Origin of the sequence: Stenotrophomonas sp., from assembly GCF_035634915.1 — a bacterium.
Classification (GTDB): Bacteria; Pseudomonadota; Gammaproteobacteria; order Xanthomonadales; family Xanthomonadaceae; genus Stenotrophomonas.
In genome coordinates, this window is record NZ_DASQCB010000003.1 from 174,258 (window position 1) to 201,123 (window position 26,866).

The 26,866-nt window shown below is 68.4% G+C and carries 26 protein-coding genes; 10 read left to right on the forward strand and 16 right to left on the reverse strand.

The window, feature by feature from the left end; all coding sequences use genetic code 11:
• Positions 1 to 3 precede the first annotated feature (3 nt).
• On the forward strand, positions 4 to 1,212 hold the full coding sequence (gene ubiH / locus VER16_RS03830) for a 2-octaprenyl-6-methoxyphenyl hydroxylase (RefSeq protein WP_324805538.1): 1,209 nt from the start codon (positions 4 to 6) through the stop codon (positions 1,210 to 1,212).
• On the forward strand, positions 1,209 to 2,390 hold the full coding sequence (locus tag VER16_RS03835) for a UbiH/UbiF family hydroxylase (protein WP_324805539.1): 1,182 nt from the start codon (positions 1,209 to 1,211) through the stop codon (positions 2,388 to 2,390). Before ubiH ends, VER16_RS03835 begins: the two co-directional genes overlap by 4 nt.
• Before the next feature lie 167 nt (positions 2,391 to 2,557).
• Here VER16_RS03835 and VER16_RS03840 read toward each other — a convergent pair whose 3' ends face one another.
• The 6 genes from VER16_RS03840 to VER16_RS03865 all read right to left on the reverse strand — a co-directional run bounded on the left by VER16_RS03840 (position 2,558) and on the right by VER16_RS03865 (position 7,925).
• The gene (locus VER16_RS03840) at positions 2,558 to 2,950 is read right to left on the reverse strand and encodes an EF-hand domain-containing protein (protein ID WP_324805540.1); all 393 of its coding nucleotides are present in this window, start codon (positions 2,948 to 2,950) and stop codon (positions 2,558 to 2,560) included.
• Between the two features lie 48 nt (positions 2,951 to 2,998).
• Entirely contained in the window at positions 2,999 to 4,066 is a 1,068-nt protein-coding gene (rlmM, locus tag VER16_RS03845) for a 23S rRNA (cytidine(2498)-2'-O)-methyltransferase RlmM (RefSeq protein ID WP_324805541.1), read from the reverse strand.
• Positions 4,050 to 4,610 carry a nucleoside deaminase gene (locus VER16_RS03850; RefSeq protein WP_324805542.1) on the reverse strand — a complete coding sequence of 187 codons (561 nt, stop codon included), beginning with the start codon at positions 4,608 to 4,610 and terminating at the stop codon, positions 4,050 to 4,052. The genes rlmM and VER16_RS03850 overlap by 17 nt, the downstream gene beginning before the upstream one ends.
• Before the next feature lie 92 nt (positions 4,611 to 4,702).
• Positions 4,703 to 5,431 (reverse strand): DUF6348 family protein, encoded by a 729-nt coding sequence (locus tag VER16_RS03855; RefSeq protein WP_324805543.1) that lies wholly within the window; start codon positions 5,429 to 5,431, stop codon positions 4,703 to 4,705.
• Positions 5,432 to 5,482: 51 nt separating this feature from the next.
• On the reverse strand, positions 5,483 to 6,133 hold the full coding sequence (locus VER16_RS03860; protein WP_324805544.1) for a hypothetical protein: 651 nt from the start codon (positions 6,131 to 6,133) through the stop codon (positions 5,483 to 5,485).
• Positions 6,134 to 6,176: 43 nt separating this feature from the next.
• Positions 6,177 to 7,925 carry a glutamine--tRNA ligase/YqeY domain fusion protein gene (locus tag VER16_RS03865; protein WP_324805545.1) on the reverse strand — a complete coding sequence of 583 codons (1,749 nt, stop codon included), beginning with the start codon at positions 7,923 to 7,925 and terminating at the stop codon, positions 6,177 to 6,179.
• Between the two features lie 196 nt (positions 7,926 to 8,121).
• Between VER16_RS03865 and VER16_RS03870 the strand changes: the two genes are divergently transcribed.
• Positions 8,122 to 8,385 carry a DUF2007 domain-containing protein gene (locus VER16_RS03870; protein WP_324805546.1) on the forward strand — a complete coding sequence of 88 codons (264 nt, stop codon included), beginning with the start codon at positions 8,122 to 8,124 and terminating at the stop codon, positions 8,383 to 8,385.
• A gap of 30 nt (positions 8,386 to 8,415) precedes the next feature.
• Complete coding sequence (msrA, locus tag VER16_RS03875) at positions 8,416 to 9,081, forward strand: peptide-methionine (S)-S-oxide reductase MsrA (protein WP_324805585.1); 666 nt, start codon at positions 8,416 to 8,418, stop codon at positions 9,079 to 9,081.
• A gap of 659 nt (positions 9,082 to 9,740) precedes the next feature.
• On the opposite strand, the gene VER16_RS03880 is transcribed toward msrA, so the two are convergent.
• The 5 genes from VER16_RS03880 to ahpC all read right to left on the reverse strand — a co-directional run bounded on the left by VER16_RS03880 (position 9,741) and on the right by ahpC (position 14,674).
• Positions 9,741 to 10,697, reverse strand: coding sequence for a transaldolase (locus tag VER16_RS03880; protein WP_324805547.1), 957 nt, complete (start codon positions 10,695 to 10,697; stop codon positions 9,741 to 9,743).
• A 50-nt stretch (positions 10,698 to 10,747) separates the two neighbouring features.
• On the reverse strand, positions 10,748 to 11,152 hold the full coding sequence (rnk, locus tag VER16_RS03885) for a nucleoside diphosphate kinase regulator (RefSeq protein ID WP_004154317.1): 405 nt from the start codon (positions 11,150 to 11,152) through the stop codon (positions 10,748 to 10,750).
• A 123-nt stretch (positions 11,153 to 11,275) separates the two neighbouring features.
• A complete protein-coding gene (locus VER16_RS03890) occupies positions 11,276 to 12,241 on the reverse strand; it encodes a LysR substrate-binding domain-containing protein (protein WP_324805548.1) in 966 nt (321 codons plus the stop codon).
• Between the two features lie 60 nt (positions 12,242 to 12,301).
• The gene (gene ahpF / locus VER16_RS03895; protein WP_324805549.1) at positions 12,302 to 13,894 is read right to left on the reverse strand and encodes an alkyl hydroperoxide reductase subunit F; all 1,593 of its coding nucleotides are present in this window, start codon (positions 13,892 to 13,894) and stop codon (positions 12,302 to 12,304) included.
• Between the two features lie 216 nt (positions 13,895 to 14,110).
• Positions 14,111 to 14,674, reverse strand: a complete 564-nt coding sequence (gene ahpC / locus VER16_RS03900; RefSeq protein WP_079220707.1) for an alkyl hydroperoxide reductase subunit C — start codon at positions 14,672 to 14,674, stop codon at positions 14,111 to 14,113.
• A 333-nt stretch (positions 14,675 to 15,007) separates the two neighbouring features.
• Between ahpC and prmC the strand changes: the two genes are divergently transcribed.
• The gene (gene prmC / locus VER16_RS03905) at positions 15,008 to 15,865 is read left to right on the forward strand and encodes a peptide chain release factor N(5)-glutamine methyltransferase (RefSeq protein WP_324805550.1); all 858 of its coding nucleotides are present in this window, start codon (positions 15,008 to 15,010) and stop codon (positions 15,863 to 15,865) included.
• 48 nt (positions 15,866 to 15,913) lie between these two features.
• Positions 15,914 to 16,855, forward strand: coding sequence for a prolyl aminopeptidase (gene pip, locus VER16_RS03910; protein WP_313439906.1), 942 nt, complete (start codon positions 15,914 to 15,916; stop codon positions 16,853 to 16,855).
• 163 nt (positions 16,856 to 17,018) lie between these two features.
• Here the strand turns inward: pip and VER16_RS03915 are convergent, their stop codons facing one another.
• A complete protein-coding gene (locus VER16_RS03915) occupies positions 17,019 to 17,918 on the reverse strand; it encodes a LysR family transcriptional regulator (protein WP_324805551.1) in 900 nt (299 codons plus the stop codon).
• Between the two features lie 91 nt (positions 17,919 to 18,009).
• On the opposite strand from VER16_RS03915, the gene VER16_RS03920 reads away from it, so the two are divergent.
• The gene (locus VER16_RS03920; RefSeq protein ID WP_324805552.1) at positions 18,010 to 19,422 is read left to right on the forward strand and encodes an MFS transporter; all 1,413 of its coding nucleotides are present in this window, start codon (positions 18,010 to 18,012) and stop codon (positions 19,420 to 19,422) included.
• Positions 19,419 to 20,090, forward strand: a complete 672-nt coding sequence (locus VER16_RS03925; RefSeq protein ID WP_324805553.1) for a DUF7716 domain-containing protein — start codon at positions 19,419 to 19,421, stop codon at positions 20,088 to 20,090. The genes VER16_RS03920 and VER16_RS03925 overlap by 4 nt, the downstream gene beginning before the upstream one ends.
• Positions 20,091 to 20,201: 111 nt before the next feature.
• On the opposite strand, the gene VER16_RS03930 is transcribed toward VER16_RS03925, so the two are convergent.
• From VER16_RS03930 to VER16_RS03945, 4 genes are read right to left on the reverse strand one after another with little or no spacing between them, the layout of a single operon-like run.
• Entirely contained in the window at positions 20,202 to 20,999 is a 798-nt protein-coding gene (locus VER16_RS03930) for an N-formylglutamate amidohydrolase (protein WP_324805554.1), read from the reverse strand.
• A complete protein-coding gene (locus VER16_RS03935; protein WP_324805555.1) occupies positions 20,992 to 21,546 on the reverse strand; it encodes an NUDIX hydrolase in 555 nt (184 codons plus the stop codon). Before VER16_RS03935 ends, VER16_RS03930 begins: the two co-directional genes overlap by 8 nt.
• Positions 21,543 to 22,487, reverse strand: a complete 945-nt coding sequence (locus tag VER16_RS03940) for a 5'-3' exonuclease (protein WP_324805556.1) — start codon at positions 22,485 to 22,487, stop codon at positions 21,543 to 21,545. The genes VER16_RS03935 and VER16_RS03940 overlap by 4 nt, the downstream gene beginning before the upstream one ends.
• Positions 22,484 to 23,062 (reverse strand): nitroreductase, encoded by a 579-nt coding sequence (locus tag VER16_RS03945; protein WP_324805557.1) that lies wholly within the window; start codon positions 23,060 to 23,062, stop codon positions 22,484 to 22,486. The genes VER16_RS03940 and VER16_RS03945 overlap by 4 nt, the downstream gene beginning before the upstream one ends.
• Before the next feature lie 331 nt (positions 23,063 to 23,393).
• Here VER16_RS03945 and VER16_RS03950 point away from each other — a divergent pair, with 331 nt between their 5' ends.
• Both VER16_RS03950 and VER16_RS03955 read left to right on the forward strand, forming a co-directional pair.
• Positions 23,394 to 25,733, forward strand: coding sequence for a DUF1631 domain-containing protein (locus VER16_RS03950; protein WP_324805558.1), 2,340 nt, complete (start codon positions 23,394 to 23,396; stop codon positions 25,731 to 25,733).
• Positions 25,734 to 25,784: 51 nt separating this feature from the next.
• Positions 25,785 to 26,864: an NAD(P) transhydrogenase subunit alpha gene (locus tag VER16_RS03955; RefSeq protein WP_324805559.1), complete on the forward strand. Its 1,080-nt coding sequence runs from the start codon at positions 25,785 to 25,787 to the stop codon at positions 26,862 to 26,864.
• Positions 26,865 to 26,866 lie beyond the last annotated feature (2 nt).

Here is a 26,866-nt window from a genome sequence, read left to right on the forward strand (position 1 = left end):
CTCATGAGTGAACGACATGACGTGCTGATCGTCGGTGGCGGCCTGGTGGGAGCCAGCCTGGCCATCGCCCTGGACCGGCTGGGCCTGGACGTGGGCCTGATCGAGGCCAGCCCGACCGGCGAACTGCCGGCGGTGTTCGACCAGCGCAATCTCAGTTTCGCCGCCGCCACCGTCAACGCGTTGACCGCGCTGGGGGTGATGCAGAAGCTGGCGATGGCGCCCGGCCCGATCCGGCGCATCCATGTCAGCCGGGCCGGCGATTTCGGCCGCGTGCAGCTCGATGCGGCCGATTACGACCGGCCCTGGTTCGGCCAGGTGGTGGTGGCGCGCGATTTCGGCCAGGCGCTGGAAGCGCGCCTGCAGGAACTGCCGCGCCTGCACCGTTACCGGCCGATGCGCTTCCTTGGCCTGGGCGAGGTGGTCGACGGCCACCGCCAGGTGCGCGTGGCCGACGAGAGCGGCGAGCGCGTCCTGCAGGCACGGCTGGTGGTCGGCGCCGATGGCACCGCCAGTGGCGTGCGCGGCGCGCTGGGCATCGAGGTTGACCGGGATGACTTCCAGCAGACCCTGTTCGTCGCACGCGTGCGCAGCCAGCGCGCGCCCGATGGCAGTGCCTGGGAGCGCTTCACCGACACCGGGCCGACGGCCCTGCTGCCGCGCGGCGACCGCCATTTCGGCTGCGTGCACGGCGTGGCCCGCGACCAGGCCGAGGCGGTGATGGCGCTGGACGATGCGGCCTGGCTGCAGCGCCTGCAGAGCGCGCTTGGCTGGCGTGCCGGCCGCCTGCTTGAATCAGGCCCGCGCACTGCCTACCCGCTCATCCAGGTGCTGGCGCGCGCGCTGGCCGGACAGCGCACGGTGCTGCTGGGCAATGCGGCGCAGACCATCCATCCGCTGGGGGCGCAGGGTTTCAACCTGGGCCTGCGTGATGCGCTGACCCTGGCCGAGCTGCTGGAAGACGGCGCCGCCGATGCCGGCAGCGATGCCCTGCTGCAGGCCTACGTGGCCCGCCGCGAAGAGGACCGCCGGCAGACGGTGGCGTTCTCCGGTGGCCTGGCCCGGCTGACCAGCAACCCGGCGCCGCTGCTGCGGCCGCTGCGCAGCCTGGGCCTGGTCGCCGCGCAACGCGCGTCGGTGCAGTCGATGCTGGTCGGCGGCGCGATGGGTTTCCGCGGTGACGTGCCGCGCCTGTGCCGTGGGGAGGCCGCATGAGCCGCCGCATGCGTCTGGACGTGGCCGTCGTTGGCGGCGGCGTGGTCGGTGCCGCCTGTGCGCTGGCGCTGGCCGATGCCGGCCTCTCGGTCGCCCTGGTCGAAGGCCGCGAGCCGTCGCGGTGGCAGGCTGCACAGCCTGACCTGCGCGTGTTCGCCTTCGCTGCCGACAACGTACAGCTGCTGCAGCGCCTCGGCGTGTGGCCGGCGATTGCCCAGGCCCGTGCCTGGCCGTACCGGCGCATGCAGGTGTGGGATGCAGCCGGTGGCGAGGACCTGGTGTTCGATGCCGATCGCTTCGGCCGCCGCGAGCTGGGCTACATCGTCGAGAACGGGCTGCTGCAGGACCGCCTGTGGGCGGCGCTGCCGGCCGCTGGCGTGCAGCTGCACTGCCCGGCGCGGGTGGAGGCGCTGGAACAGGACGACGACGGCGTGCGCCTGCGCCTGGACGATGGCCGTCGCCTGGATGCTGCACTGGCCGTGGCTGCCGATGGGGCCGAATCGACGCTGCGCCAGCGGGCCGGGATCGAGGTCGAGCACCACGATTACCACCAGCGCGGCGTGGTGGCCTATGTGGACAGCGACCTGCCCAACCAGGCCACGGCCTGGCAGCGCTTCCTGCCGGGCGGGCCGCTGGCCCTGCTGCCGGTGGCCGAGCGCCGCAGCTCGATCGTCTGGACCCTGCCCGAGGACGAGGCCGCGCGCGTACTGGCGCTGGACGAAGCCGCCTTCAATCGCGAACTGACCCGTGCCTTCGCTGCGCGCCTGGGCGAACTGCGCCTGGCCTCGCCGCGTGCGGCGTTCCCGCTGCGTCGCCAGCTGGCCCGTCATTACGTGGCCGGCCGCGTGCTGGCACTGGGTGATGCCGCGCACGTGGTGCACCCGCTGGCCGGGCAGGGCGTGAACCTGGGGTTGCGCGATGTCGCCGCCCTGCAGCAGTGGCTGGCACCGTCGGCCGAACGCCGTGGCCAGCCGCGTCTGTCGCCGCAGCGCCTGCAGCGCTGGGCACGCGAACGGCGCAGCGACAACCACATCGCCGCCTACAGCTTCGATGCGATCAACCGCCTGTTCTCCAACGACGAGATGCACCTGACCCTGGCCCGCGGCCGCGCGCTGGGCTGCGTCGGCAAGTGGCCGCCGCTGGTGCAGGCCTTCTGGAAACGCGCCGCCGGCGTCTAAGCGGAATGCCCGGTAGGCGCCAACCTTGGTTGGCGCGCGTGATGCCAACCAAGGTTGGCAGCTACCAACAGCAGGTCATGCCGTGGGACGCCCCGGTAGCGCCGGGCCATGCCCGGCGAGCGCGTAGCGCGGTAGTCGCCAACCTTGGTTGGCGCGTGTGAATCGGATCAATCAGCCAGCCAGCCGGCCAGGTCGGTGCGGTCCAGCCTGCCGCGGTGCTTCACGTCCAGCGAAGTGAATTCATCGGCCAGCGCGGGGTTGGCTTGTGCTTCTTCGCGGCTGATGAAGCCATCGCCGTCCACATCCAACGCGGCGAAGTGGATGCGGTACTGGCCGACCACGCTGGCTGGGCTGACCGAGCGCACGGTCACCGGTGTTTCGCCCAGCGGCACGGTGATGTCGACGCTGCCGGTGACCCGGCCGCTGGCCAGTGACTGCTGGCGGACCACGCCGCTGTCGTCGCGCAGCGGTGCGCTCTGCGCCGGCTGCGGCACGGCCACCTGCGCCGATGCAGCCGCCGGCAGCAGGGCCATCAGGAGTGGAATCAGTCGATGGTTCATGGCGCGTGTTCCCGGTAGCGCCGGGCCATGCCCGGCGGACGTCGTGTCTCAGCGCAGCGGCGAGGCCAGTACGGTGATCTCTTCGCGGTCGTGGTAGAGCTGCTTGGCACGTACCACCAGCGGTTTGCCGGCCTGCTCCTGGAACAGGTCCAGGCACAGTCGGGTCTCGTCCCAGCGCTTTTTCATGGGCAGCTTCAGGTTGAAGATCGCGTGCCTGCACCAGCCTTCGCGGAACCAGGTGGCCATGCGCTCGGCTACGCGCCGCGGCTGCTCGACCATGTCGCAGACCATCCAGTCCAGCGGCTGCTCCGGGTGCCAGTGGAAGCCATCGGCACGCAGGTGCTCGACCAGGCCGGTGTCCAGCACATGCTGGCGCAGCGGGCCGTTGTCGATGCTCAGCACGTGCATGTGCTGGCGGGTCAGCACCCAGGTCCAGCCACCCGGTGCGGCGCCCAGGTCGGCGGCACGCATGCCGGGCTTTGCCAGCGTTTCGCGTTCTTCCGGGGTCAGCAGGGTCAGCAGCGCTTCGTCCAGCTTCAGCGCCGAGCGCGAGGGCGCTTCGGGCAGCAGCTTCAGGCGCGGAATGCCCAGTGCCCACGGTGCGCTGTCGGCCGGGTCGGCCACGCAGACGAAGGCATGGGTGCCGTCGACAAACACCACGTGCAGGCGCGGCAGGCGCGCATTGGGTTTGTCGGTCAGCTTGCCGGCCTTGCGCAGCGCCGGGCGCAAGGCATTGCCGAACGCACGCGCCAGCCCGGACAGCGGCTTGCCGGCATCCGAATCAGGATGCTCGACCCACAGGTCGCCGAAGCGCGGCGCATCGGCCAGCACCTCCAGCATCGGGGTGATGCGGTCAGCCGGGTCCAGCTGCGGCAGTTCGGCCAGCACCACCAGCTTCTGCCGCGCGAAGATCAGCTCGCGCCAGCGCAGGCGCGGGGCCAGTGCGGCGGCTTCGTCGCACATGAACAGCACGTAGCCATCGTTGCGCTGGGTGCGCGCATAGCCGGCGAAACCGGCTTCGCCTGCACGGAACTGCAGTTCGCCGGCCAGCTCGGGCTCGAAGCCCTGGCGGCACAGGCACAGCAGGCCGATGCCGGCCTCAGTAACGGGCGCCATCACTTTCTCCATAGGCACGCAGCACGCTGCGGGCGTCATCGCGGTTCAGGCCCTGCACCACTTCAATGCCACGCTTGTTGAGTTCACCCACCCAATCGGCGGGCAACGGGCCTTCGTCGAACGGGGTCAGTTCTTCCACATCGGCGGCGCTGGCGCCGATCAGCAGGCGATCGATGCCGGCCCACACGGTCGCGCCATAGCACTGGCAGCACGGCTGCGAGCTGGTGGCCAGGGTGACCGGCGACAGCACGGCGTTCAGGCGCGGGGTCTGCAGGCGCTGCTGGGCCAGCATGTAGGCCATGTTCTCGGCATGCGCCAGCGAGGTCGCATGCGGCATCACCCGGTTCACGCCGGCGGCGATCACCTTGTCTTCCGGCCCGAACACCACCGCGCCGAATGGGCCGCCACTGGCGTGCTCGACGTTCAGCCGCGACAGTTCGATGGCCAGCGCGACCTTGGCCTCATCGCCCGGATAGCGACGGTCCAGGTCGATCTGGTCGTGGATCCAGGCAGGAAGGGTCAGGTGGACTTGCGCGTACAGCATCGCGGGGTGCCTCGTATGGCCAGGGAGAGGTGCGGGCGGTTCGGAAACCGGCGCGCAGTGTAGCGGCACCAGGGTGCAGCGGGGGTATCCACTCAATCTTCGATGTCGTTGCGGACGACAACGTACTGTTTGCGGAATTCCAACCCCGCCTGCGGCCAGCGCGCGGCATAGGCGCGCAGCAGGGGCAGGGCGGCCGGGAAGTCATGGCCGTTGACCCGGCAGTCGGCCTCGCACTGGCCGTCGGCATCGCGCGAGGCGAACAGGCGGATGCCGAGGAACTGGCGGGTCTTGAGCAGTTCGTTGAAGGCGTCCAGGCTCTGGGTGAACAGGCAGCACGGGCAGGAGCCATGGTCGTCCTCGCTGCAGGCGGCGGCGTTGTCGGCAGGCTCGCCGCGGTAATGGGCCAGCGGGCCGAGCACCACCGCGCGTGCCAGCGGGGTTCCGGTCTCCTCGGCGCCATAGCGCAGGGTCAGCATCTGCAGTTCCGGCGCATCGTCGGCGCCGATGGCGGCCTGCAGGGTGGCCAGGTCCACCCGCACCCAGTTCTCGAAGCCGGACAGCGTGGCCTCCTTCTGGCTTTCACCGGCGGCGTGCTGGTACTCGAACAGGCCATCGGCAAACAGCTCCGGGTGGCGGGCCTCGATCACCGTGGACGTCTGCCAGCCGCCGTTGCCGTCGCGCGGCTCGGCGCCGACCGGGTGCGGGCTCAGGCGCAGGCCGCTGTCCAGCACCAGTTCGTCGCCGTCGACCGAGCAGGCGATGTCACGGCCCAGCAGCACCTGCTGCAGCAGCGGAAGAAGGGCATTGGCGGAAGCGGTCATGTTCAAGGGCCTGCCTGGAGCGGTGGGTGGACAGCCAGGCGGTGCCTGGCATCAGCGAAGGGCGTCGAGTTCGGCGCGATAGCGCTGCGCCTCGGACTGCTGCTGCGGGTCGTTGCCGTGTTCGCGCAGCCATCTTTCCAGCTCGCGTCGATAGTCGGCGCGGAACCCGGCGTTGTCCGGGCTGAAATGCAGCTTGCGCGCGGCCACGTCCACCCGTTCGCGCGCACGTGCGCGGGCCTGGGCGATGCCGTGCGGTGATTCATTGGTGAGGATGACGAAGTTGCGCGGGAAACCCGGCGTGTACTTCACCACGAACGGTTGCTCGCGCGCCGGAATGCGGATGGTGTTCTCCAGCGGCCACAACGAGGCGGTGTTGGTATGGAACACCACCTCCACATCGCGGCCCTCGGCGGTGTGCAGCACCGCTTCATAGCGCCAGATGTACTGTTCGTTGAGCGTGGAGTTGGTTTCCTCGGCGTTGACGATCACCGCTTCACCGCGCTCGCCCACCGCATTGAGGAACGTGGCATTGAGGAAGCTGCCGAGGAAGATGTTGAGCATTGCCAGCGGGAACACCACGATGGCGTAGCCGGGCGCGCGCCGCCACCACGAGACCAGCCCGGCCAGCACCATCGCTGCGAAGAACGTCAGCAGCGGATGCTGCGACGTGAACCAGAGCAGGGCGGAGAGGGCGGTGATCATTGTCGGCGGTGTGCGGGCGCCATCCCGGCGCCCGCGCAGGTCCTCAGGCCGACCAGGTGTCGCGCAGGGTCACGCTGCGGTTGAACACCGGCTTGGCTTCGGTGTGGTCGCGGCGGTCGGCGACGAAGTAGCCGGTGCGCTCGAACTGGAACGACTGTTCCGGGGTGGCGCTGGCCGCGGCCGGCTCGACATAGCCGGTGACGGTGCGGCGCGATTCCGGGTTGAGGTAGTCGCGGTAGGTCTTGCCTTCCGACTCGTCGTCCGGGTTGGGCACCGAGAACAGGCGGTCGTACAGGCGGATCTCGGCCGGCACCGCGTGCACGGCGCTGACCCAGTGGATGGTGCCCTTGACCTTGCGGTTGGCGCCTTCCATGCCCGGACGCGATTCCGGATCCAGCCAGCCGCGCAGCTCGGTGATGGTGCCGTCGGCATCCTTGATCACTTCATCGCAGCGGATGATGCCGGCACCGCGCAGGCGCACTTCGCCACCCGGCACCAGGCGCTTCCAGCCCTTGGGCGGCACTTCGGCGAAGTCCTCGCGGTCGATCAACAGCTCGCGGGCGAACGGCACCTGGCGGCTGCCGAAGCTTTCGTCCTTGGGGTGGTTGCTGAAGGTCAGCTGCTCTTCGTGGCCTTCGTCCAGGTTGGTCAGCACCAGCTTCAGCGGATCGATGACGGCCATGCGGCGCGCGGCGGCGCTGTCCAGGTCCTCGCGCAGCGCGCCTTCGAGCACGCTGAAATCGATCAGCGAATTCTGCTTGCTGATGCCCACGCGTTCGGCGAACAGGCGCATTGCCGCCGGGGTGTAGCCGCGGCGGCGCAGGCCCTGCAGGGTCGGCATGCGCGGGTCTTCCCAGCCGTCCACCAGCTGCTCGGTGACCAGCGCCATCAGCTTGCGCTTGCTCATCACCGTGTAGTTGATGTTCAGGCGCGAGAACTCGATCTGGCGCGGCTTGGCCGCTTCGCGGGGCAGGCCGGCGTCGACCAGCGGCTGGGTCAGCGCATCGTCATGGGCGAAATCGACGTTGTCCACGCACCAGTCGTACAGCGGGCGGTGGTCTTCGAATTCCAGCGTGCACAGCGAGTGGGTGATGCCCTCGATGGAATCGCCCAGTGCATGCGCGAAGTCGTACATCGGATAGATCGGCCACGCGTTGCCGGTGTTCTGGTGCTCGACATGCTTGATGCGGTACAGGGCCGGATCGCGCAGGTTGATGTTGCCGCTGGCCATGTCGATCTTCGCGCGCACGGTGCGCGCGCCATCGGGGAACTCACCCGCGCGCATGCGGCGGAACAGGTCGAGGTTCTCCTCGACGCTGCGGTCGCGCCACGGCGACGGGCGGCCCGGCTCGGTAAGGGTGCCGCGGTAGGCGCGCACTTCCTCGGCCGACAGGTCGCAGACGTAGGCCTTGCCCTGCTCGATCAGCTTCTCGGCGGCCAGGTAATAGGTCTGGAAGTAATCCGAGGCGTGGCGCAGCTCGTTCCACTCGAAGCCCAGCCAGCGCACGTCGTCCTGGATGGCGGCTACGTACTCGGGGTCTTCCTTTGCCGGGTTGGTGTCATCGAAGCGCAGGTTGCAGACGCCGCTGAACTCGCCGGCCAGGCCGAAGTTCAGGCAGATCGACTTGGCATGGCCGATGTGCAGGTAGCCGTTCGGCTCGGGCGGGAAGCGGGTCTTGATCGCCTGGTGCTTACCGCTGGCCAGGTCCTCGCGCACGATCTGGCGGATGAAATCGCGCTTCTCGTGGCTGTCGGCGGGGGTCTCGGGGCTGGCGGGGGTGTGCTCGGACATGAGTCGGCGAAAGAGAAAGGCAGAAAGACCAACAGTTTAGCGCGTCAGGGGCGGGGCTGCCCGGTGGCGTCTGCGGTTGCCGGCCAGCGGCCGGCACTACCCCCATCTTCTGGTAGCGCCGGCCGCTGGCCGGCGAACTCACCGCCGGCATTCAGGCCCCGGGCGTATGCTGGACCCCTGTCCCGAGGAGCCGCCCATGCACATCGTGTACAAGGCCGACAATCTGTTCGACGCCCACCTGGTCAAGCACGCGCTGGAGGATGCCGGCATCCCCGCGTTCGTGTTCGGCGAGCAGCTGCTGGGCGGCATGGGCGAGCTGCCGTTGTTCGGCGTACTGCGGGTCGGCATCCCCGACGTGGCACGGCCGCAGGCGGAGGACATCGTGGCCGCGCTGGACTTGGGCCAGGGCCCATCCGACCCCATTTCCGATGCAGACGATTGGGCCGGACAGCCGGCGTAGGAGCGCATCATGTTGGGAATCAGCCAGGGCATCCTCGGCATCGGGGCCTTCAAGCAGCGCCTGCCGCGGCCGGAAGAGGCGCTGCCGGGGCGCGACCAGCCGCTGCCGCTGCACAGCAACCAGCACTTCGTGAACAGCCATCCGCTGAAGGACCGTTTTGCCGGCCTGCAGCAGATCCGCTTCGCGCTGGGCTGCTTCTGGGGCGCTGAGCGCAGGTTCTGGACCGAGCCGGGCGTGTACAGCACCTCGGTCGGCTATGCCGGCGGCGTTACCCCGAACCCGACCTATGAAGAGGTCTGCTCGGGCCTGACCGGCCATACCGAGGTGGTGCAGGTGGTGTTCGACCCGGCGGTGGTGAGTCTGGAGCGGCTGCTGCAGCTGTTCTGGGAGAGCCACGACCCGACCCAAGGCATGCGCCAGGGCAACGACACGGGCACCCAGTACCGTTCGGCGATCCACGCCTCCGACGAGGCGCAGTACGCGGCGGCGCTGGCCAGCCGCGAGGCTTACCAGGCGCAGCTGGACGCAGCCGGCTACGGGCCGATCACCACCGAGATCGTGTACCCGGCGCCGGCGTACTACTACGCCGAGGATTACCACCAGCAGTACCTGGCGAAGAACCCGAACGGGTATTGCGGGATGGGTGGCACCGGCGTGAGCTGCCCGATCGGGCTGGATGTCGGGGCGCCGCGCTGACGCGCGGAGGTCCGCCTGCGGCGGGCAGAAGCCAAAGCCAAAGCCAAAGCGGCTCTGGGTTTTCATCGGTTTGGCAGGGCGGGCACAGATGGCGGGACACGCCGTAAACCCGTCCATGGGGGCTCGGCCACGGCATCCATGCCGTGGACGGTCCCGCTATCTGTGCCCGCCCTGCCTTCGACAGTTTCCCGGTGACGGTGGGCAAGAGCATTGGGTTTCTGACGAACGGATGGAAAAGAAAAAAGGACGCGGCCTTCGCCGCGTCCTTTTTCTTTGGTTCTGCAGTGCTCTTGTAGAGCCGAGCCATGCTCGGCTGCGAGCAAGCGAAGCGCGCGACCCGCGGTTGCTCTTCTTTCTTTCTTCCGTGACGGGCGGCCACAGGAAACTGTCAGAGGGCGGGCGGGCTGGGTTCGCGGGAGTGTCCGCCGCATGGGCCCGAGGCATGCCTCGGGCGGGTTGGGCAGGACGCCCAACCCCGGTCTTGCCGTGTGCGCAGGACAGCGCACACGAGCAAGCGGCGGCCAAGCCTCCAAGGATGGATTCACGGCGTCTCCCGCGAACCCAACCCGCCCGACCCAGCGCGGCTGTTGCTCTTGCAGTCAGTCGAGCAAGCTCGACTCTACACCCCCCGCCACGAGGGGCTCAGCCGTTCGCCGCAATCACAGTTCCGAACGGATCCGCTCGCGCAGCGCCTGCAGATCCTTGGCAAACGCATCGATACCCGTGGCCAGCTTCTCGGTCGCCATCGGGTCGGCCGCCAGATCCGCTGCGAACTTCGCCGCGTCGATCGGGGTCACCGCCACGCCGTCGGCCGCAGCGGCCACCAGCTTGCGCGGCAGCTCGCCGTGGTCGGCATCCAGCTTTTCCAGCAGGTCCGGCGAAATCGTCAGGCGGTCACAGCCGGCCAGCGCTTCGATCTGCGCGGTCGAACGGAACGAGGCGCCCATCACCACCGTCGGCGAACCGCGGCGCTTGAATTCGGCATACACGCCACGCACGAACTTCACGCCCGGGTCCTCGTCGATGGTGGCCGGGGTCTGGCCGTTGGCCACGTACCAGTCCAGGATGCGGCCAACGAACGGCGAGATCAGGAACGCGCCGGCTTCGCTGCAGGCCAGGGCCTGGGTCGGGTTGAAGATCAGGGTCAGGTTGCAGTCGATGCCTTCGGCCTGCAGGATGCGCGCGGCTTCCACGCCTTCCCAGGTCGCGGCGATCTTGATCAGGATCTTCTCGCGCGGCACGCCGGCATCGGCGTACATCTGGATGAACTGGCGGGCCTTGGCCACGGTGGCCTCGGTGTCGTGGGCCTGGTCGGCATCCACTTCGGTGGACACGCGGCCCGGCACCAGCGTGCTCAGCAGCGCACCGACGCCGATGGTCAGGCGGTCGGCCACGGCGTGCACCACCGCTTCGCGATCACCGTCCTGCTGGCGGCCCCAGGCCAGTTCGCGTTCGATCAGCTCGGCATAGACCGGCAGGTCCAGTGCCTTCTTCACCAGGGTCGGGTTGGTGGTGCAATCCACCGGCTGCAGGCGCTTGATCGCGTCGTAGTCACCGGTATCGGCGACAACCACCGACAGTTCGCGCAGCTGGGACAGTTTGGACGGGGTACTCATTACGGCTCCTGGTGCAGGGAAATCGAATCGCGCGCGGTGCGCAGCGGGTGTCAGGGGCGGTCGTTGTGGACCGCGGTCACGCGCAGGCGCAGCTTGCGGCCGCCGGGCGCGTTCCAGTCGATGCTCTGGCCGATGGCCAGGCCAAGCAGGGCACTGCCGACCGGGGCCAGCACGGAAACCTTGCCTTCATCGACATTGGCTTCGCGGGGGAAGACCAGGGTCAGGACGTGCTTCTCGCCCGACACTTCATCTTCGCACTCCACGCGCGAATGCATCATGACGATGCCTTCGGGAATCTGGTCCGGCGCCAGCACGGTGGCCCGGTTGAGTTCCTCGGCTAGCGCGAGCGCGGCAGGCGTCTGGCTCAGCGCGGGCGAGTCGAGCATGGCCTCGAGGCGGTCCATGTCGAACGTAGAGACAGTGATGGATGGCGGCAGGCCGCTGGCGGTGTTCATGGTGGTGCTCCTTGATTGAAAGCCATGCAAAAGGCGGCACCACCTGGCGCCGCCTGACTGTATTGTGGGGACAAATGCGGCCGGAATCGACTCCCGTCCTGGCGGCGGGCCGGCGCCACCGGCTCAGCCGTTCAGCAGCGGGCCGGACAGGGCCGGTGCTTCGCCGGCCGGCACGCCCTCGGCATCGAGGGTGAACAGGGCCTGCGGCAAACGCTTGAACTGGTCGGCCAGCTCCAGCAGGAAGCCATGCATGGCCGAGCTGCGCCGCCAGACCATGGCGATGCGCCTGCTGGGGCGACCTTCGCCGGTGAAATCGAGCAGGCGGATGTTGTTCGAGCGCGGCACCGGCGGCTGCACCGACAGGCTCGGCAGCAGGGTGATGCCGACGTCGGCGGCGACCATCTGCCGCAGCGTTTCGAGGCTGGTGGCGCGGAATTCGGATTTCTCGTTGGCGCCGAACAGGCGGCACACTTCCAGCGCCTGGTCACGCAGGCAGTGGCCGTCTTCCAGCAGCAGCAGCTTCTGCGTGGCCAGCTCCTGCACATCCAGATGATCGCGACGGGCCAGTGGGTGGCGGCCGGACACGGCCAGCAGGAAGGGTTCCTCGAACAGGAATTCGGCATGCAGTTGGTCGTCGATCACCGGCAGCGCCAGCAGCGCGGCGTCCAGCTTGCCTTCGCGCAGGCGCTCCAGCAGCACATCGCTCTTTTCCTCGACCAGCAGCAGTTCCAGTTCGGGGAAGCGGTCGCGGATGCGCGGAATGACGTGCGGCAGCAGGTACGGGCCCAAGGTCGGGAAGATCCCCAGGCGCACCGTGCCGGCTTCCGGGTCGCGGCTGCGTCGCGCCGCTTCCTTCAGCTGTTCCACCTCCGACACGATCACCCGTGCCCGCATCGCCGCTTCCTGACCGGCCGGGGTCAGCATCACCTTGCGCGGTGCGCGTTCCACCAACGGGACGCCCAGCTCCTCTTCCAGCTTGCGGATCTGGGTGGACAACGTGGGCTGGCTGACGAAACAGGAGGCGGCGGCCCGGCCGAAGTGCTTGTGATCGGCCAGGGCCACCAGGTATTTCAGATCGCGAAGGTTCATCGTAAGACCCCAGGGGTAACGGACCGGCAATGGTGCCCCCGATACCCTGGGAACGAATGATCAGGCCGCCTCGGCCACCGCGCCGCTGCCCTTGCTCACGGACGAACGGATCAGGTGGTCGAAGGCACTCAGTGCCGCAGTGGAACCGGCGCCCATGGCGATGATGATCTGCTTGTAGGGTACCGTGGTGCAATCGCCTGCGGCGAACACGCCCGGCAGGTTGGTCTGCCCGCGGTCATCGATGACGATCTCGCCACGCGGCGACAGCGCCACGGTGTCCTTCAGCCATTCGGTGTTGGGCAGCAGGCCGATCTGCACGAAGATGCCTTCCAGTTCGACCCGGTGGGCATCGCCGCCGACGCGGTCCTTGTAGACCAGGCCGGTGACCCGGCTGCCGTCGCCCAGCACTTCGGTGGTCTGCGCACTGGTCAGCACGGTCACGTTGCCCAGGCTGCGCAGCTTCTTCTGCAGCACTTCATCGGCACGCAGGCTGGAATCGAATTCCAGCAGCGTTACATGCGACACGATGCCGGCCAGGTCGATGGCCGCTTCCACGCCGGAGTTGCCACCGCCGATCACCGCCACGCGCTTGCCCTTGAACAGCGGGCCGTCGCAGTGCGGGCAGTAGGCCACGCCCTTGTTGCGGTACTGGTCTTCGCCCGGCACGTTCATCTGCCGCCAGCGCGCGCCGGTGGACAGGATGACCGAGCGCGACTTCAGCACCGCGCCGTTTTCCAGCTGCACCTGCACCAGGCCGTCTTCGCCGGCCGGCACCAGCGCAGTGGCGCGCTGCAGGTCCATGATGTCCACCTCGTACTCGCGCACATGCTGTTCCAGCGCGGTGGCCAGCTTCGGACCCTCGGTCTCCTTCACCGAAATGAAGTTCTCGATGGCCATCGTGTCCAGCACCTGGCCGCCGAAACGCTCGGCGGCGATGCCGGTGCGGATGCCCTTGCGCGCGGCGTAGATGGCCGCTGCGGCACCGGCCGGGCCGCCGCCCACCACCAGCACGTCGAAGGCGTCCTTGGCGGCGATCTTCTCGGCATCGCGCTTGCCGGCGTTGGTGTCCAGCTTGGCCACGATCTGTTCCAAGGTCATGCGGCCCTGGTCGAACACTTCACCGTTGAGGTACACGGTGGGCACGGACATGATCTCGCGCTTCTCCACTTCATCCTGGAACAGCGCACCGTCGATGGCCACGTGCTGGATGCGCGGGTTGAGCACGGCGGCCAGGTTCAGCGCCTGCACCACGTCCGGGCAGTTCTGGCAGGACAGCGAGAAATAGGTTTCAAACCGGTACTCGCCTTCCAGGTTCTGCACCTGCTCGATCAGCTCGGCGGTGGCCTTGGACGGGTGGCCGCCGACCTGCAGCAGGGCCAGCACCAGCGAAGTGAACTCGTGGCCCATCGGCAGGCCGGCGAAGGTCAGGTGGATGTCCTGGCCCGGGGTGCCCAGGTCGAAGGACGGCACGCGGCCCTGGCCGTCGCGCAGGACCTGCAGCGAGATCCTGTCCGACAGGCTTTCCAGGGTCTGCAGCAGTTCCAGCATTTCCTGCGACTTGGCACCGTCATCGGCGTGCGCGGTGATCTGGATCGGGCGGGTCACGCGCTCCAGATAGGTCTTCAGCTGCGACTGCAGGTTGGCGTCCAACATGGTCTTCTCCTGGCTTCAGGCAAACACGGGGCGTGGCACCGCTGCAAAAGGTAGCGGACCAGCGAGGGGGTAGGGGTGAACCCAAGAGGGCAGCGCGGACCTGTGGAAGGGGCGATGCGGGCGCGGCTGTCTTGGGTTCACCCCCACGCCGGCGTGGGGCCGGCACGGGGATGAGGGGCGCACCGCGGCGTGGGGCCGCGGCAGGCCGGTGCTGCTTTAGATCTTGCCGACCAGGTCCAGCGACGGGGTCAGGGTCTTCTCGCCTTCCTTCCACTTGGCCGGGCAGACCTGGTTCGGGTTGGCGGCGGTGAACTGGGCAGCCTTCAGCTTGCGCAGGGTCTCGGAGACGTCACGGGCGATCTCGTTGGAATGGATCTCCAGGGTCTTGATCACGCCCTCCGGGTTGATGATGAAGGTGCCGCGCAGGGCCAGGCCTTCTTCTTCAATGTGCACGCCGAAGGCGCGGGTCAGCTTGTGGGTCGGGTCGCCGACCAGCGGGAACTGGGCCTTGCCGACGGCCGGCGAGGTTTCGTGCCACACCTTGTGCGAGAAGTGGGTGTCGGTGGTGACGATGTAGACCTCGGCACCGGCCTTCTTGAACTCGGCGTAATGCTCGGCGGCGTCTTCGATCTCGGTCGGGCAGTTGAAGGTGAAGGCGGCCGGCATGAAGATCAGGACGGACCACTGGCCCTTCAGGCTGGCATCGGAAACCTTGATGAACTCGCCGTTGTGGTAGGCGTTGGCTTCGAACGGCTGGATCTGGGTGTTGATGAGGGACATCGTTTTTCCTCTGGGTGAAGGGGAGTGGGTGAATCGACAGGAGCTAGGTTACCGATTCATCGGCGATAAGAACAATGCATTGATTTCATCTATTTGATAGATGTAGTCTATTGAAATGCGATGAGCCTGCCATGAATCCGGTCATTGCCAGCCTGCAAGTGGTTGTATGAAAAGGGAAACCGTGGAGGGCCGTGAAGATGGGCCGATAGCCCCTCCTTATGCCGCCCCGCCGAACCTGAACGAATTCCGGTTTTTGTAGAGTCGAGCCGTGCTCGACTGCTTGGCTCTGCCCTGCCGGAGCAGTCGAGCATGGCTCGACTCTACAATTGCCGGATGTCCACCCAATCCGAACCCTCCCTGCGCCAGGCCGTAGCCGACGGCACTGCCCGCCTCGCCGGCATCGACGCCCGCCACGAGGCCGAACTGCTGCTGCTGCACGTGCTGGACCGGCCGCGCAGCTGGCTGTTCGCCCATGCCACCGATCCCCTGCCGGCCGCCGATCTGGCCACGTTCGAGGCCCTGCTGGCCCGCCGCGCGGCCGGCGAACCGGTGGCTTACCTGACCGGCCGCCGTGGCTTCTGGACGCTGGACCTGGACGTCGACCCGTCCACCCTGATTCCGCGCCCGGAAACCGAGCTGCTGGTGGAACTGGCGCTGGAGCGCCTGCCGGCCGATCGCGACCTGCTGGTGGCCGATCTCGGCACCGGCAGCGGCGCCATCGCGCTGGCCCTGGCCAGCGAGCGCCCGCAGGCCCAGGTGCTGGCCACTGACGCCAGCCCCGGCGCGCTGGCGATGGCCGCGCGCAATGCCGCCCGCCATGAACTGGGCAACGTGCGCTTCGCCGAAGGCGGGCACGACTGGTACGCGCCGCTGCAGGCCCAGCGCTTCGATCTGATCGCCAGCAACCCGCCGTATATCGCCAGCGATGACCCGCACCTGCAGCAGGGTGACCTGCGTTTCGAACCGGCCACGGCGCTCGCGTCCGGCGCGGATGGACTGGATGACATCCGCCGCATCGTCGCCGGTGGCCAGGCGCACCTGCTGCCCGGCGGCTGGCTGCTGATCGAGCACGGCTGGGACCAGGGCGGGGCGATCCGCGCGCTGTTCGAAGCGGCTGGTTTTGCACAGGTGCAGACCGCGCAGGACCTGGAGCAGCGCGACCGCATCACCCTGGGCCAGCGCCCGGCCTAGAATGGAGGTTCTCCTGCCTTGGCAGGGCATCACCCTGGAGCTGCAAGCATGCGTACGCTGTATCCCGCCATCACCCCCTACGACGTCGGCACCCTGAAGGTCGACGACCGCCACACGCTGTATTTCGAACAGTGCGGCAACCCGGACGGCAAGCCGGTGGTGATGCTGCACGGTGGTCCGGGCGGCGGCTGCAGCGACAAGATGCGCCAGTTCCACGACCCGTCGAAGTACCGCATCATCCTGTTCGACCAGCGTGGCGCCGGTCGTTCCACCCCGCACGCCGACCTGGTGGACAACACCACCTGGGATCTCGTTGCCGATATCGAGAAGCTGCGCGAGCACCTGAAGGTGGACCGCTGGCAGGTGTTCGGCGGCAGCTGGGGTTCGACCCTGGCCCTGGCCTACGCCGAAACCCATCCGCAGCGCGTGACCGAGCTGGTCCTCCGCGGCATCTTCATGCTGCGCCGCTGGGAGCTGGAATGGTTCTACCAGGAAGGCGCCAACCGCCTGTTCCCGGATGCGTGGGAGCACTACCTGAAGCCGATCCCGGCGGTGGAGCGCCACGACCTGATCTCGGCCTTCCACCGCCGCCTGACCAGCGAAGACGAAACCACGCGGCTGGAAGCGGCCAAGGCCTGGGCGGTGTGGGAAGGTGCGACCAGCTTCCTGCACGTCGATGATGACTTCATCAACAGCCACGAAGACCCGCATTTCGCCCTGGCCTTCGCACGCATCGAGAACCATTACTTCGTCAACGGCGGTTTCTTCGAGGTGGAAGACCAGCTGCTGCGCGACGCGCACCGCATCGCCGATATTCCGGGCGTGATCGTGCACGGCCGCTACGATGTGGTCTGCCCGCTGGCCAATGCCTGGGACCTGACCAAGGTCTGGCCGAAGGCCAAGCTCGAGATCACCCCGGCCTCGGGCCATTCGGCATTCGAAGCGGAGAACGTGGACGCGCTGGTGCGCGCCACCGATAGTTTTGCCTGAGGCAAAACCATCCACGCATTCCACCTTATCCCCGCGCCTGTCGGCGCGCCCCCTTCAACAACAAGGGGGCTCTGCTCCAGAACGGGTACGGTGCACTGATCAGTAGAGCCAGGCCACGCCTGGCTGCTCCTGCTCTGGATCCTCATCCACGCATGGCGTGGATCTACCAGTGCCCGGCCAGCAGCGCGTCGGCCAGCACCTGCAGTTTCGGTGAGTGCTGGCGCGAGGGCGGGTAGATCAGCGACAGCTCGCGGCTGCGGCCTTCAATGGGCTGCAGCACGCGCTGCAGGCGGCCGTCGGCCAAGGCGTCGGCCACGGCGAAATCCATCACCTGCACGATGCCGATGCCGGCAATGGCTGCCTCCACCAGCGGATCGCCGCTGTCGAACACCATCCGCGTCGGCGGCGTGACATCGCGCAGCTGGCCGTCCTGCAGGAACTGCCAGTCGACCACCCGCCCGCTGCGCAGGTTGCGTACCGCCAGGCAGGCGTGATCCTGCAGCGCGGCGATGTCCGTCGGCGTGCCGCAGCGGGCCAGATAGGCCGGACTGGCTACGGTCACCCAGCGCAGCGGCCGCAATGGCCGCGCAACGATGCGCTGGTCGGCAATGACGCCGGTACGCAGCGCCGCGTCGAACCCCTCTTCAACCAGATCCACCAGGCGGTCGCTCAGCACGGCCTCCACCTGCAGCTGGGGATGCTGTTGCAGCAGAGGCCCCAGCAGCGGCACCAGCACCTTGCGCCCGAACATCGACGGCGCACTGATCTTCAGCGTGCCCGACGGCGTGCAGGGGCGGTCGGCCAGCTGGCGCTCGGCATCTTCGAAGCCGCACAGCAGCGGCGACACCTGGTCGACAAACTGGCGGCCATCTGGGGTCAGCGCCACGTTGCGGGTGTTCCGCTGCAGCAGCTTCACCCCCAGCGAGGCCTCCAGCCGGCTGATCGCGCGTGACAGCCCGGACTGGCTCAGGCCCAGCTGCCCGGCAGCAACGGTGAAGCCGCGCGCCTCGGCCACCTGCACCAGCATGCGTACGGCATTGAGGTCCAACGAAGATCCATTCATGCCGAAAATCATGACAGATATGGATGGGCGGGGGTTTATTGATCTCATCTCATCAATGAGACTGCGTTCCCCCACTGAACCACCGCTGCCGATGCCCCCTCTCAAGTACCCCCGCTGGGCGCTGACCCTGCTGGCCACCGCCCAGCTGATCATCGCTCTGGACGCCACCATCATCTTCGTCGCCCTGCATGACATGGGCCGCGCGCTGCAGATCAACGCGCAGCAGCTGCAGTGGGTGGTCAGCGCCTACACCGTGGCCTTCGGTGGCAGCCTGCTGCTGGGCGGGCGCGCCGCCGACCTGATCGGCCGCCGTCGCTTCTACCGGCTGGGCATGCTGCTGTTCGCGCTGGCCTCGCTGCTCGGCGCGCTGGCGCCGAACGCCACGCTGCTGATCATCGCGCGCGCCGCGCAGGGCATCGGCGCGGCGCTGCTGTTCCCGGCGACGCTGGCGCTGATCAACACGCTGTATGCCGAAGGCCCGGTGCGCAACCGCGCGCTGGCGATCTGGAGCATGGCCAGCGCGGTCGGCCTGGCTTTGGGCACCCTGCTCGGTGGCGTGCTGACCCAGGCGTTCGGCTGGCCGGCCGTGCTGGCGGTGATCGTGCCGCTGGCCACCGCCTGCGCCGTCGCCGCCGGTGCATGGCTGCCGGCCGATGGCCCGCGCGCGCAGGGGCGCTCGTTCGATCTGGCCGGCTGCATCACCGTCACCCTCGGTGGCAGCCTGCTGGTGACCACCCTGGTGCAGGGACCGGAATGGGGCTGGACCGCGCCGGCCACGCTGGGCTGCCTGCTGCTGTCGGCGCTGCTGCTGGTGGCCTTCGTGCAGATCGAACAGCGCAGCCGCGACCCGCTGATGCAGTTCGCGCTGCTGCGCCTGCCCGGCCTGCGTGCCGCGCTCGGTCTCACCTTCGCCTTCATGAGCAGCTACGGCGTGCAGTACTACTTCATGGCGCTGTATTTCCAGGATGGCTATGGCTGGAGCCCGCTGCAGGCCGGCCTCGCATTCCTGCCGGCCACGGCGGTGTGCACGGTCGGCATCCAGCTGGCCGAGTGGGCGCTGAAGCGCTGGAGCGCACGCAAGGTGCTGGTGCTCGGCCAGCTGGCCGGTGCCGTCGGCATTGCCTGGGTGGCGGTCACCCTGCCGCAGGGTTCGAACTTCTGGCCGTTGCTGCCGGGCGTGGTGCTGCTGAGCATCGGCCAAGGCATGACCTGGACCGCGATGTGGATCGTGGCCGGGCAAGGCGTGCCGGCGGCGCAGCAGGGCGTGGCCTCGGGCATGGCGGCCACCGCGCAGCAGATCGGCGGCGCGCTGGGCCTGGCGGTGCTGGTGATGGTGGCCAATGCCGGCGCCGGTGCAGCAGGCTCACCGAGCGCGCTGGCCGGGCTGGTACGTGCTGAGTACGGTGCCGCGCTGTTCGCCCTGTTCGGCGTGGTCATCGCGCTGGGCCTGCGCCGGGCACCGGTAGACTGCGGTTCCCTCGACGGCCAGGCCAACAACGCATGATCGAACTGCTCGACCTGCAACAGACCCTGCACGCGTTCGCTGCCTGCAACGACGACCATGCGGTGTATCAATCCTTCGGCTGGGTGCATGCCACCGACGGTGACCTGCTGCAGGCACGCTTCTGGTTGCCACCCGACGAGGAAACCGCCTTCGACGATGACAGTGAGGTGCCGGCCGATGCGCGCGCGCTGGGGCTGTCTAGCTACCTCGAACCGGCGACCTTCGCCGACGTGCTCGAGGTACAGAAGCGGCAGCGTCCCCTGTCCACCCTGGCCGAGTACGCGCAGGCGCTGGTGCATTACCACGAGTACGACGCGTTCCAGCAGGTCGAAGGCATCGACGAGGCGCTGGGTGAGGCGACCGCTGCAGATCGGGCGGCGGCGCGTGATGCCGGTGTTGGCGCAGGCATCTTTGCTTCGTTCGATCTGCAGCTGCTGGCCTGCGCAGACGATCAGTTGAAGGTGACTGCACAGCGTGTGGCGCACCTGCACGAGGTGACGGTGGGTGAAGCGCTGGCGCGCTGCCGTGCGTTGCCGCTGTCCCTGGGCGAAGCTTTGGATCGCAACCGCGCGCAGGCCATCAAGGATCAGTTCGAAGCCATCGGCGCGACCGTGCAGGTGCACGGTTTCAAGCCGTTCCCGTGGATGGACGCGCCGGTATTGCGTTGAACAACACCCTCCACGCATGGCGTGGATCTACTGGGGTATCGCGAGTAGATCCACGACACGCGTGGATGGCCGCCACCCCGGCAGTAGATCCACGCCATGCGTGGATGAGGGTCACCCCGCCGCCAGCAACCCCGGCTGCAACGCGCTGAAGATCCGCGCCAGCCGCTCGGCCCAGGCCTGCTGCCCGGCCACATCGGCAATCAGATCCTGGCGGATCTCCAGCTCCACATGCACCAGGCCACGACCTTCGCCATGCACCGGCACCGCGTAATCGCTGGTGCTGCTCACCGAATACGGTTCGTTGTCGCCCACGACCAGGTCGCCTTCGTCGCGCAGTGCCTGCAGCAGCGCATGGGCGAAGCGCGTGTCCTGGTGGTACAGCACGCCGGCGTGCCACGGCCGCGGCGTGTGGTTCATCACCGGGGTGAAGCTGTGCATCATCACCAGCAGGGTCGGGCGGCCGGCATCGCGGCGCGCGTCCAGTTCGGCATCGATGCGCGCGTGATAAGGCGCGTGGATGGCCTCGATGCGCTGCTGCCGCTGCGCGGCCGACAGCCCTGCATTGCCCGGCACCACGGTGTGGTCGCTTGCTTCCGGAATCAGCGTGGGCGAGGCCAGCGGGCGGTTGCAGTCGATCAGCAGCCGCGAATAGGTCTGTTCAATGGCCCAGGCATCCAGCAGCCCGGCCAGCGCGCGGGTGGTGCCGGCAATGCCGATGTCCCAGCCGATATGGCGGTCCAGCTCGGCCTGCGGCAGGCCCAGCCCGGCCAGTGCGTGCGGCACCTGCTGGCCGGCATGGTCGGCCAGCAGCACGTAAGGCGAAGCCCCCTGCGCGCGGTGGACCGTGTAGATGGCCGGGTCGTCGGCACCGAGCAGGGCCGGCGCGACGTGCAGGTCGGCGTCAGCCACGCGGGCGCCCATCCAGGTGGTGCTCGATCATCCACAGGCCGGCCCAGAGTTTGGCGTCCAGCGCATAGCCTTCGCCCATCTTCTGCACCAGCCAGGCAGCGGCCTGCGCGCGCGGAATCTCGTGCACGGTGATGTCTTCGCTGTCATCGCCGCCGCCTTCGCCGATGCGGCGCAGGCCGGTGGCGCGGACGAAGGCGATCTGTTCGCTGCTGGCGCCGGAGGAGGTCGGGCCGATCATCAGTACTTCGGCGTGCTCGGCGGTCCAGCCTGTTTCTTCCTCAAGCTCGCGCACGGCCGATACTTCGATCGACTCGCCCGCCGTGATGTCACCGACCAGGCCCGCTGGCATCTCGATGGTGGCTGACTGCAACGGCACGCGGAACTGTTCGACGAACAGCACCTTGTCCTCGGGGGTGACGGCAATGATGATCGCCGCAAGGCCGCCGGCGTGGGTGCGTTCGCTGTACTCCCAGGTGCCGCGCACGACCATGCGCTGGTACCTGCCTTCGTAGACGACGCGCGGGGCTTCGGTGTTTCTCTGGCTCATGCGGGCTCGCTGGAGATGGGGGAAGGGTCGGACAGGCCGGCAGCGCTGAACAGGCGCCGGCGGGTCATCGGGCCGAAGCGCAGCACCTGGCACAGGCCGCCCAGCAGTTCCGGGTCGGCCGCCTGCCGCAGCAGGCCGGGTTGGCTGCCTTCCAGCGGCGCATCCAGCGCGATGGTGGTCAGTTGCCGCCACAACTGTGCGTGTTCGCGCTGCTCGCGCAGGCGCACGGCCATCTGCGCGGCACCGCGCAGGCGCAGGAAGGGCACTTCGTCCAGGCGTTCGTACAACACATCCAGGCTGCCGAAGTGGGCCAGCAGCACCGCGGCCGATTTGGCGCCCACGCCGCTGACCCCGGGAATGTTGTCCACCGCATCGCCGCACAGCGCCAGGTAATCGGCGATCTGGTGCGCGTGCACGCCGTGCCGCGCCTTCACCCCGGCCACGTCCCAGCGCTGGTTGCGTGCGTAGTCCCACTGCTCGTCGTGGTCCAGCAGCAGCTGCGACAGGTCCTTGTCGGCGGAAATGATCACGCCGCGATGGCTGCGCCGGTGCTGGTTCAGGGCGCTGCCGATCAGGTCGTCGGCCTCATAGTCATGGTGCGCCAGCACCACCAGGCCCAGCGCCGCGCACAGCGCCTTGCAGTGCACGAACTGGCGTTTCAGCGCTTCCGGGGCGGGGTCGCGGTTGGCCTTGTAGGCCGGGTACAGACGGTGGCGGAAACCACTGTCCAGCGCCTCGTCGAAGGCGATGGCGATGTGCTGCGGACGCTCGCGCTCGAGCAGGTCCAGCAGGAAGCGGGCGAACCCGTGCACGGCGTTGGTTGGCCAGCCCTGGCTGTCCTGGAACTCATCCGGCAGCGAATGCCAGGCGCGGAACACGTAGATGCTGGCGTCGACGAGGTACAGCGGCGGCGGAATCGCCACGGGAATGACCGCGCTCACTGGCCGGTCCAGTCCTGCAGCAAAGCTGCGGCGTCGGGGCGCTCGCGTTCGGGCACCTCGGCCTTCGGCGTACCGATGTGGATGAAACCGGCGATGCCTTCGCCCTCGGCCAGGCCCAGGTGGGCATGCACGGCCGGGTCGAAGGCCATCCACGCGGTCAGCCACTGCGCACCGAAGCCCAGCGCCTGGGCGGCCTGCAGCAGGGCAAAGCAGACGCAGCCAGCAGTCATCAGCTGCTCCTGCTCGGGCACCTTGGCGTCCGGGCGTGGGCTGGCCACCACCACGATCACCACGGGGGCGTGGTTGAAGCGCTGGCGGTCCTTCTCGAACACCGCCTCGCCGGCGTGTGGATCGCGCTGGCGGCTGCGTTCTACCAGGAAATCACCCAGAGTGTGACGCGCATCGCCGGCGATCTTCAGGAAGCGGAACGGCACGCGCTTGCCGTGGTCGGGCACGCGCACGGCCGACTGCAGCATGCGCAGCAGGGTGGCCGGGTCCGGGCCGGGTTCGCCCAGCTGCCGCGAGGGCACCGAACGGCGGGCATCGAGGGCGAGCAGGGCAGCGGGGGCAGGCATGGAGTCTGAACCGGTCATCACGGGCTGAAGATTATAGTCGGGGCGGTTGATGGCGCTGTCTGCGCCGTGTCTGCCCTTTCAATAACAAACTGTGATGAACGTCATGCCACTGCCGGGCATCCGGCGATCACTCCCACTCGCCTCGCAGGCCCCGCACGGCTTAGGATATCCGTCTTGCCGGGCCGCCGGTCGTGAGGTTTGAAGTGAGGACTGTTTCACTGTCCGTGACAGGCTGGCCGGCCTACCATCGACGCACCGGTACATGGGGTGTACCGGCCGTCGCATCATCCATGACGTCTGCCGTACCAGTGAAGGTGGGGAGCCTTCCCGAATGATGAGCGCGCCCACTCCGATGGGATCGCCGGGACGTGACCCGGCCCAGCTCCAGCTTGCGCGGGACGTCGTCCTGCCCGCACTGTGCCAGGCCTTTGGCGCGGCGCTGGCGCGGTTTGACGACGCCCTGTTCGACCGTGCCGGCAATGCCGGTTCATCGCAGTTGCTGTTCCTGGATGCCATGCGCGAGCTGCGCCGGCGCCGCGACGAGATCGCCGCGGCCTTCGCCGCCCATCTCGACCAGGCCTGGGCTGCGATGGCTGCGGGTGTGCCGCTGTCAGCCGAGGCCACGCTGTCCGGGCCTGCCGAGGAAGGCCTGAGCCTGATTCCCGAGCACGTGCTGGAATCGCGGCTGGCGGTGCGCAACTTCGCTACCGTGCTGCTGCGCGATTTCAAGCCCGTGCTGGCCCGCCTGGACCGTCGCCTGGGCTGGCTCGCGGGCGGCATTGAACTGGATGCCGACCTGGACCCGGTCAGCCCTGAACACCTGGGCGTGGCCATCCACCACGCCTTCGCCGGCTGCGAGCTGGCACCGGAAGTCCATCTGGTGCTGATCAAGCTGTGCGAGCGCGACATGCGCGCGCCGGTGGGACGCATCTACGAGAAGCTGGACGAGCAGCTGGCTGCGGCCGGCGTGATGCCGCAGATGGGCGCCTCGCGGCGACCGCTGGCCACAGCTCCGGCGGCGCATGCCGCGCATGGGCTGGACGACCTGGTCGCGCAGCGTGCGGCGTCGGGCTTCGAGACCGATTTCAGTGACGAGGAACAGGCCGCGCCGGCCTGGGCGCAGCGTTTTGCCGCGCGCTGGTCCGAGCGTCGCGGCCACATGCAGCATCTGGCCGGTGACGAGGGCCTGCCCGGCGGTGCGCCCGCAGGTCCCGCCGAGGCCTATCCGGGCCAGCAGGGCATGCTGCTGGAGGCGCTGCACGAACTGCTGCAGCAGACACGGCACGTCCGCGAAGACGCCACCTCGGCCGCGCAGGTGGCAGTGGGCCAGCATCGCCCGCTGAGCCAGCGCGAGATGATGTCGGTGCTGTCGCTGCTGCAGGCCACGCCCAGCGCGACCCTGCGTGCAGCCATCGGTGAAGACGGTGAATCGCTGGCACAGCGGCTGAAGAGTGAAGTGCTGTCCAGCGCCACCCGGCTGGGCGTCGATCCCGGCCAGACCCGGCTGGACCCGCAGGACGAGGATGCGATCGACCTGGTCGGCATGCTGTTCGATGTGATGCTGGACGAGCGCGAACTGGAAGGCCGCTCGCGCGAGCTGATCGGCCGCCTGGTGGTGCCCTTCGTCAAGGTCGCCATGCTCGACCGCCGCATGTTCGTGCAGAAGACCCATCCGGCCCGCAAGCTGCTCAATTCGCTGGCCGAGGCCTGCGAAGGCAATACCGGTGAAAGCCAGGCCGAGCGCATGCTGATGGCCAAGGTCGAGGAGATCATCGAGCGCCTGGTGGCCGAGTTCAACGAGAACCTGGCGATCTTCCTGACCCTGGAAGAAGAATTCCGCGATTTCCTCGTGCAGCACCGCCGCCGGGTGGAAATTGCCGAGCGCCGTGCCGCCGAAACCCAGCGCGGCCAGGAAAAGCTGGAAATGGCCCGCAACCGTGCCGGCGCTGAACTGGACCGCCGCATCGGCGATGCCACCCTGCCGCCGGCCATCGCCGAGTTCCTGCGCCAGCCCTGGCAGCACCACCTGACCCTGGCGCTGCTGCGCGAGGGTGAGGACGGCGCATCGGTGGCCGAGGCCCTGGGCCTGGGCGATGGTCTGTTGGAAGAAGTGGCCGAGGCGCGCCGGCAGATCGTCGGCAAGCCCTGGCTGCAGGCCTGGCAACCGGTGCTGGCGAAAGTGTTCGCCAGTGTCGGCGTGCATGGCGACGCGGCGTCGGCTGCCATCGACGCCCTGCATGGCACCCTGCAGGGCATTGCCGAATCGCGGCCGGAACTGCAGCGCGCGCTGCCGGAGCTGCCGCAGGTGGCGCTGCCGACCGCACCGTTGCCCGAAACCAGCGCCGTGGAACTGGGCGGGCAGGTCGATACCGATGATTTCGACAACGCCGATGCCGATCGCTTCCGCCGCATGGAGATCGGCAACTGGCTGGACTTCGTCGACAAGGACGGCAAGGTGCAGGCCGGCAAGCTGTCCTGGGTCAGCCCGATCTCCTCGCGGCTGCTGTTCGTCAACCGCCGCGGCGTGCGCTTCTGCGTGGCCTCGCCGGAAGAACTGGCGGTGATGGTGCGGCTGGGCCGCCTGCGTGCCCACGTCGATGATGGTGCCTTCGACAGCGCCATGCAGGGCGTGATCGACCGTCTGGACCCGGGCAGCGCCACCCTGCACTGAGGGTGGCTGCCTGCTAGGATCGGGAAAACTCACCGATCAGCGGGGACCTGCATGGCCGTGGCGTTGCTGGGGATGAAGGAGACCGCGCCGGGCGAACGGCGCGTGGCACTGACGCCGGAAACGGCGCGCAAGCTTGGGGCCTTGGGCATCACCGTCTGGTACGAAGCCGGCGCCGGACTGGCCGCGGGCTTCCCCGACGCCGCCTACGACGACGCCGGGGCGCGGGCCTTCGACGCCGGCCGCTGGAACGAGATCGACCTCCTGCTGTGCGTACAGGCACCACCGGCAACCGTGCTGGCCAAGCTCAAGCCCGGTGCCAGCGTGGTCGGCCTGCTGACCCCGGCAAGCGACCCATCGCTGGCTGCACTGGCCGGCGATGACCGCCTGATGCTGTTCCCGCTGCAGCAGCTGCCGCGCACCACCCGTGCGCAGGCCATGGACGTGCTCAGCTCGCAGGCCGGCATGGCCGGTTACAAGGCTGCGCTGATCGCCGCCGAGCGTGCACCGCGCTTCTTCCCGATGCTGACCACCGCCGCCGGAACCGTGCGTCCGGCCAAGGTGCTGGTGATCGGTGCCGGCGTGGCCGGCCTGCAGGCCATCGCCACCGTGCGTCGCCTGGGCGCCCAGGTGGAAGGCTTTGACGTGCGCCCGGAAACCCGCGAACAGATCCAGTCGCTGGGCGCGCGCTTCCTCGATCTGGGCGTGAGCGCGGCGGGCGAGGGCGGCTATGCGCGCGCGCTGACCGACGAGGAACGCGCCGAGCAGCAGCGCCGCCTGGCCGACCATCTGCGCGGCGTGGATGTGGTGATCTGCACCGCAGCGGTGCCGGGACGGCCCGCGCCGACGATCGTCACCTCGGCCATGGTCGAGGGCATGGCCGTAGGCAGCGTGATCGTCGACCTGGCCGCCGAGAGTGGCGGCAACTGTGCGCTGACCCAGCCGGGCCAGTGCATCGACCATCAGGGTGTGACCATCGATGGCCCGCTGAACCTGGCCAGCCGTGGCGCCACCCAGGCCAGCGAGATGTATGCGCGCAACCTGCTGAACTTCGTCGCCCTGTTCGTGCGCGAGGGCCAGCTGAACTTCGACTGGGAAGACGAACTGCTGGCAAAGACCCGCTGGCAGGCCTGAAG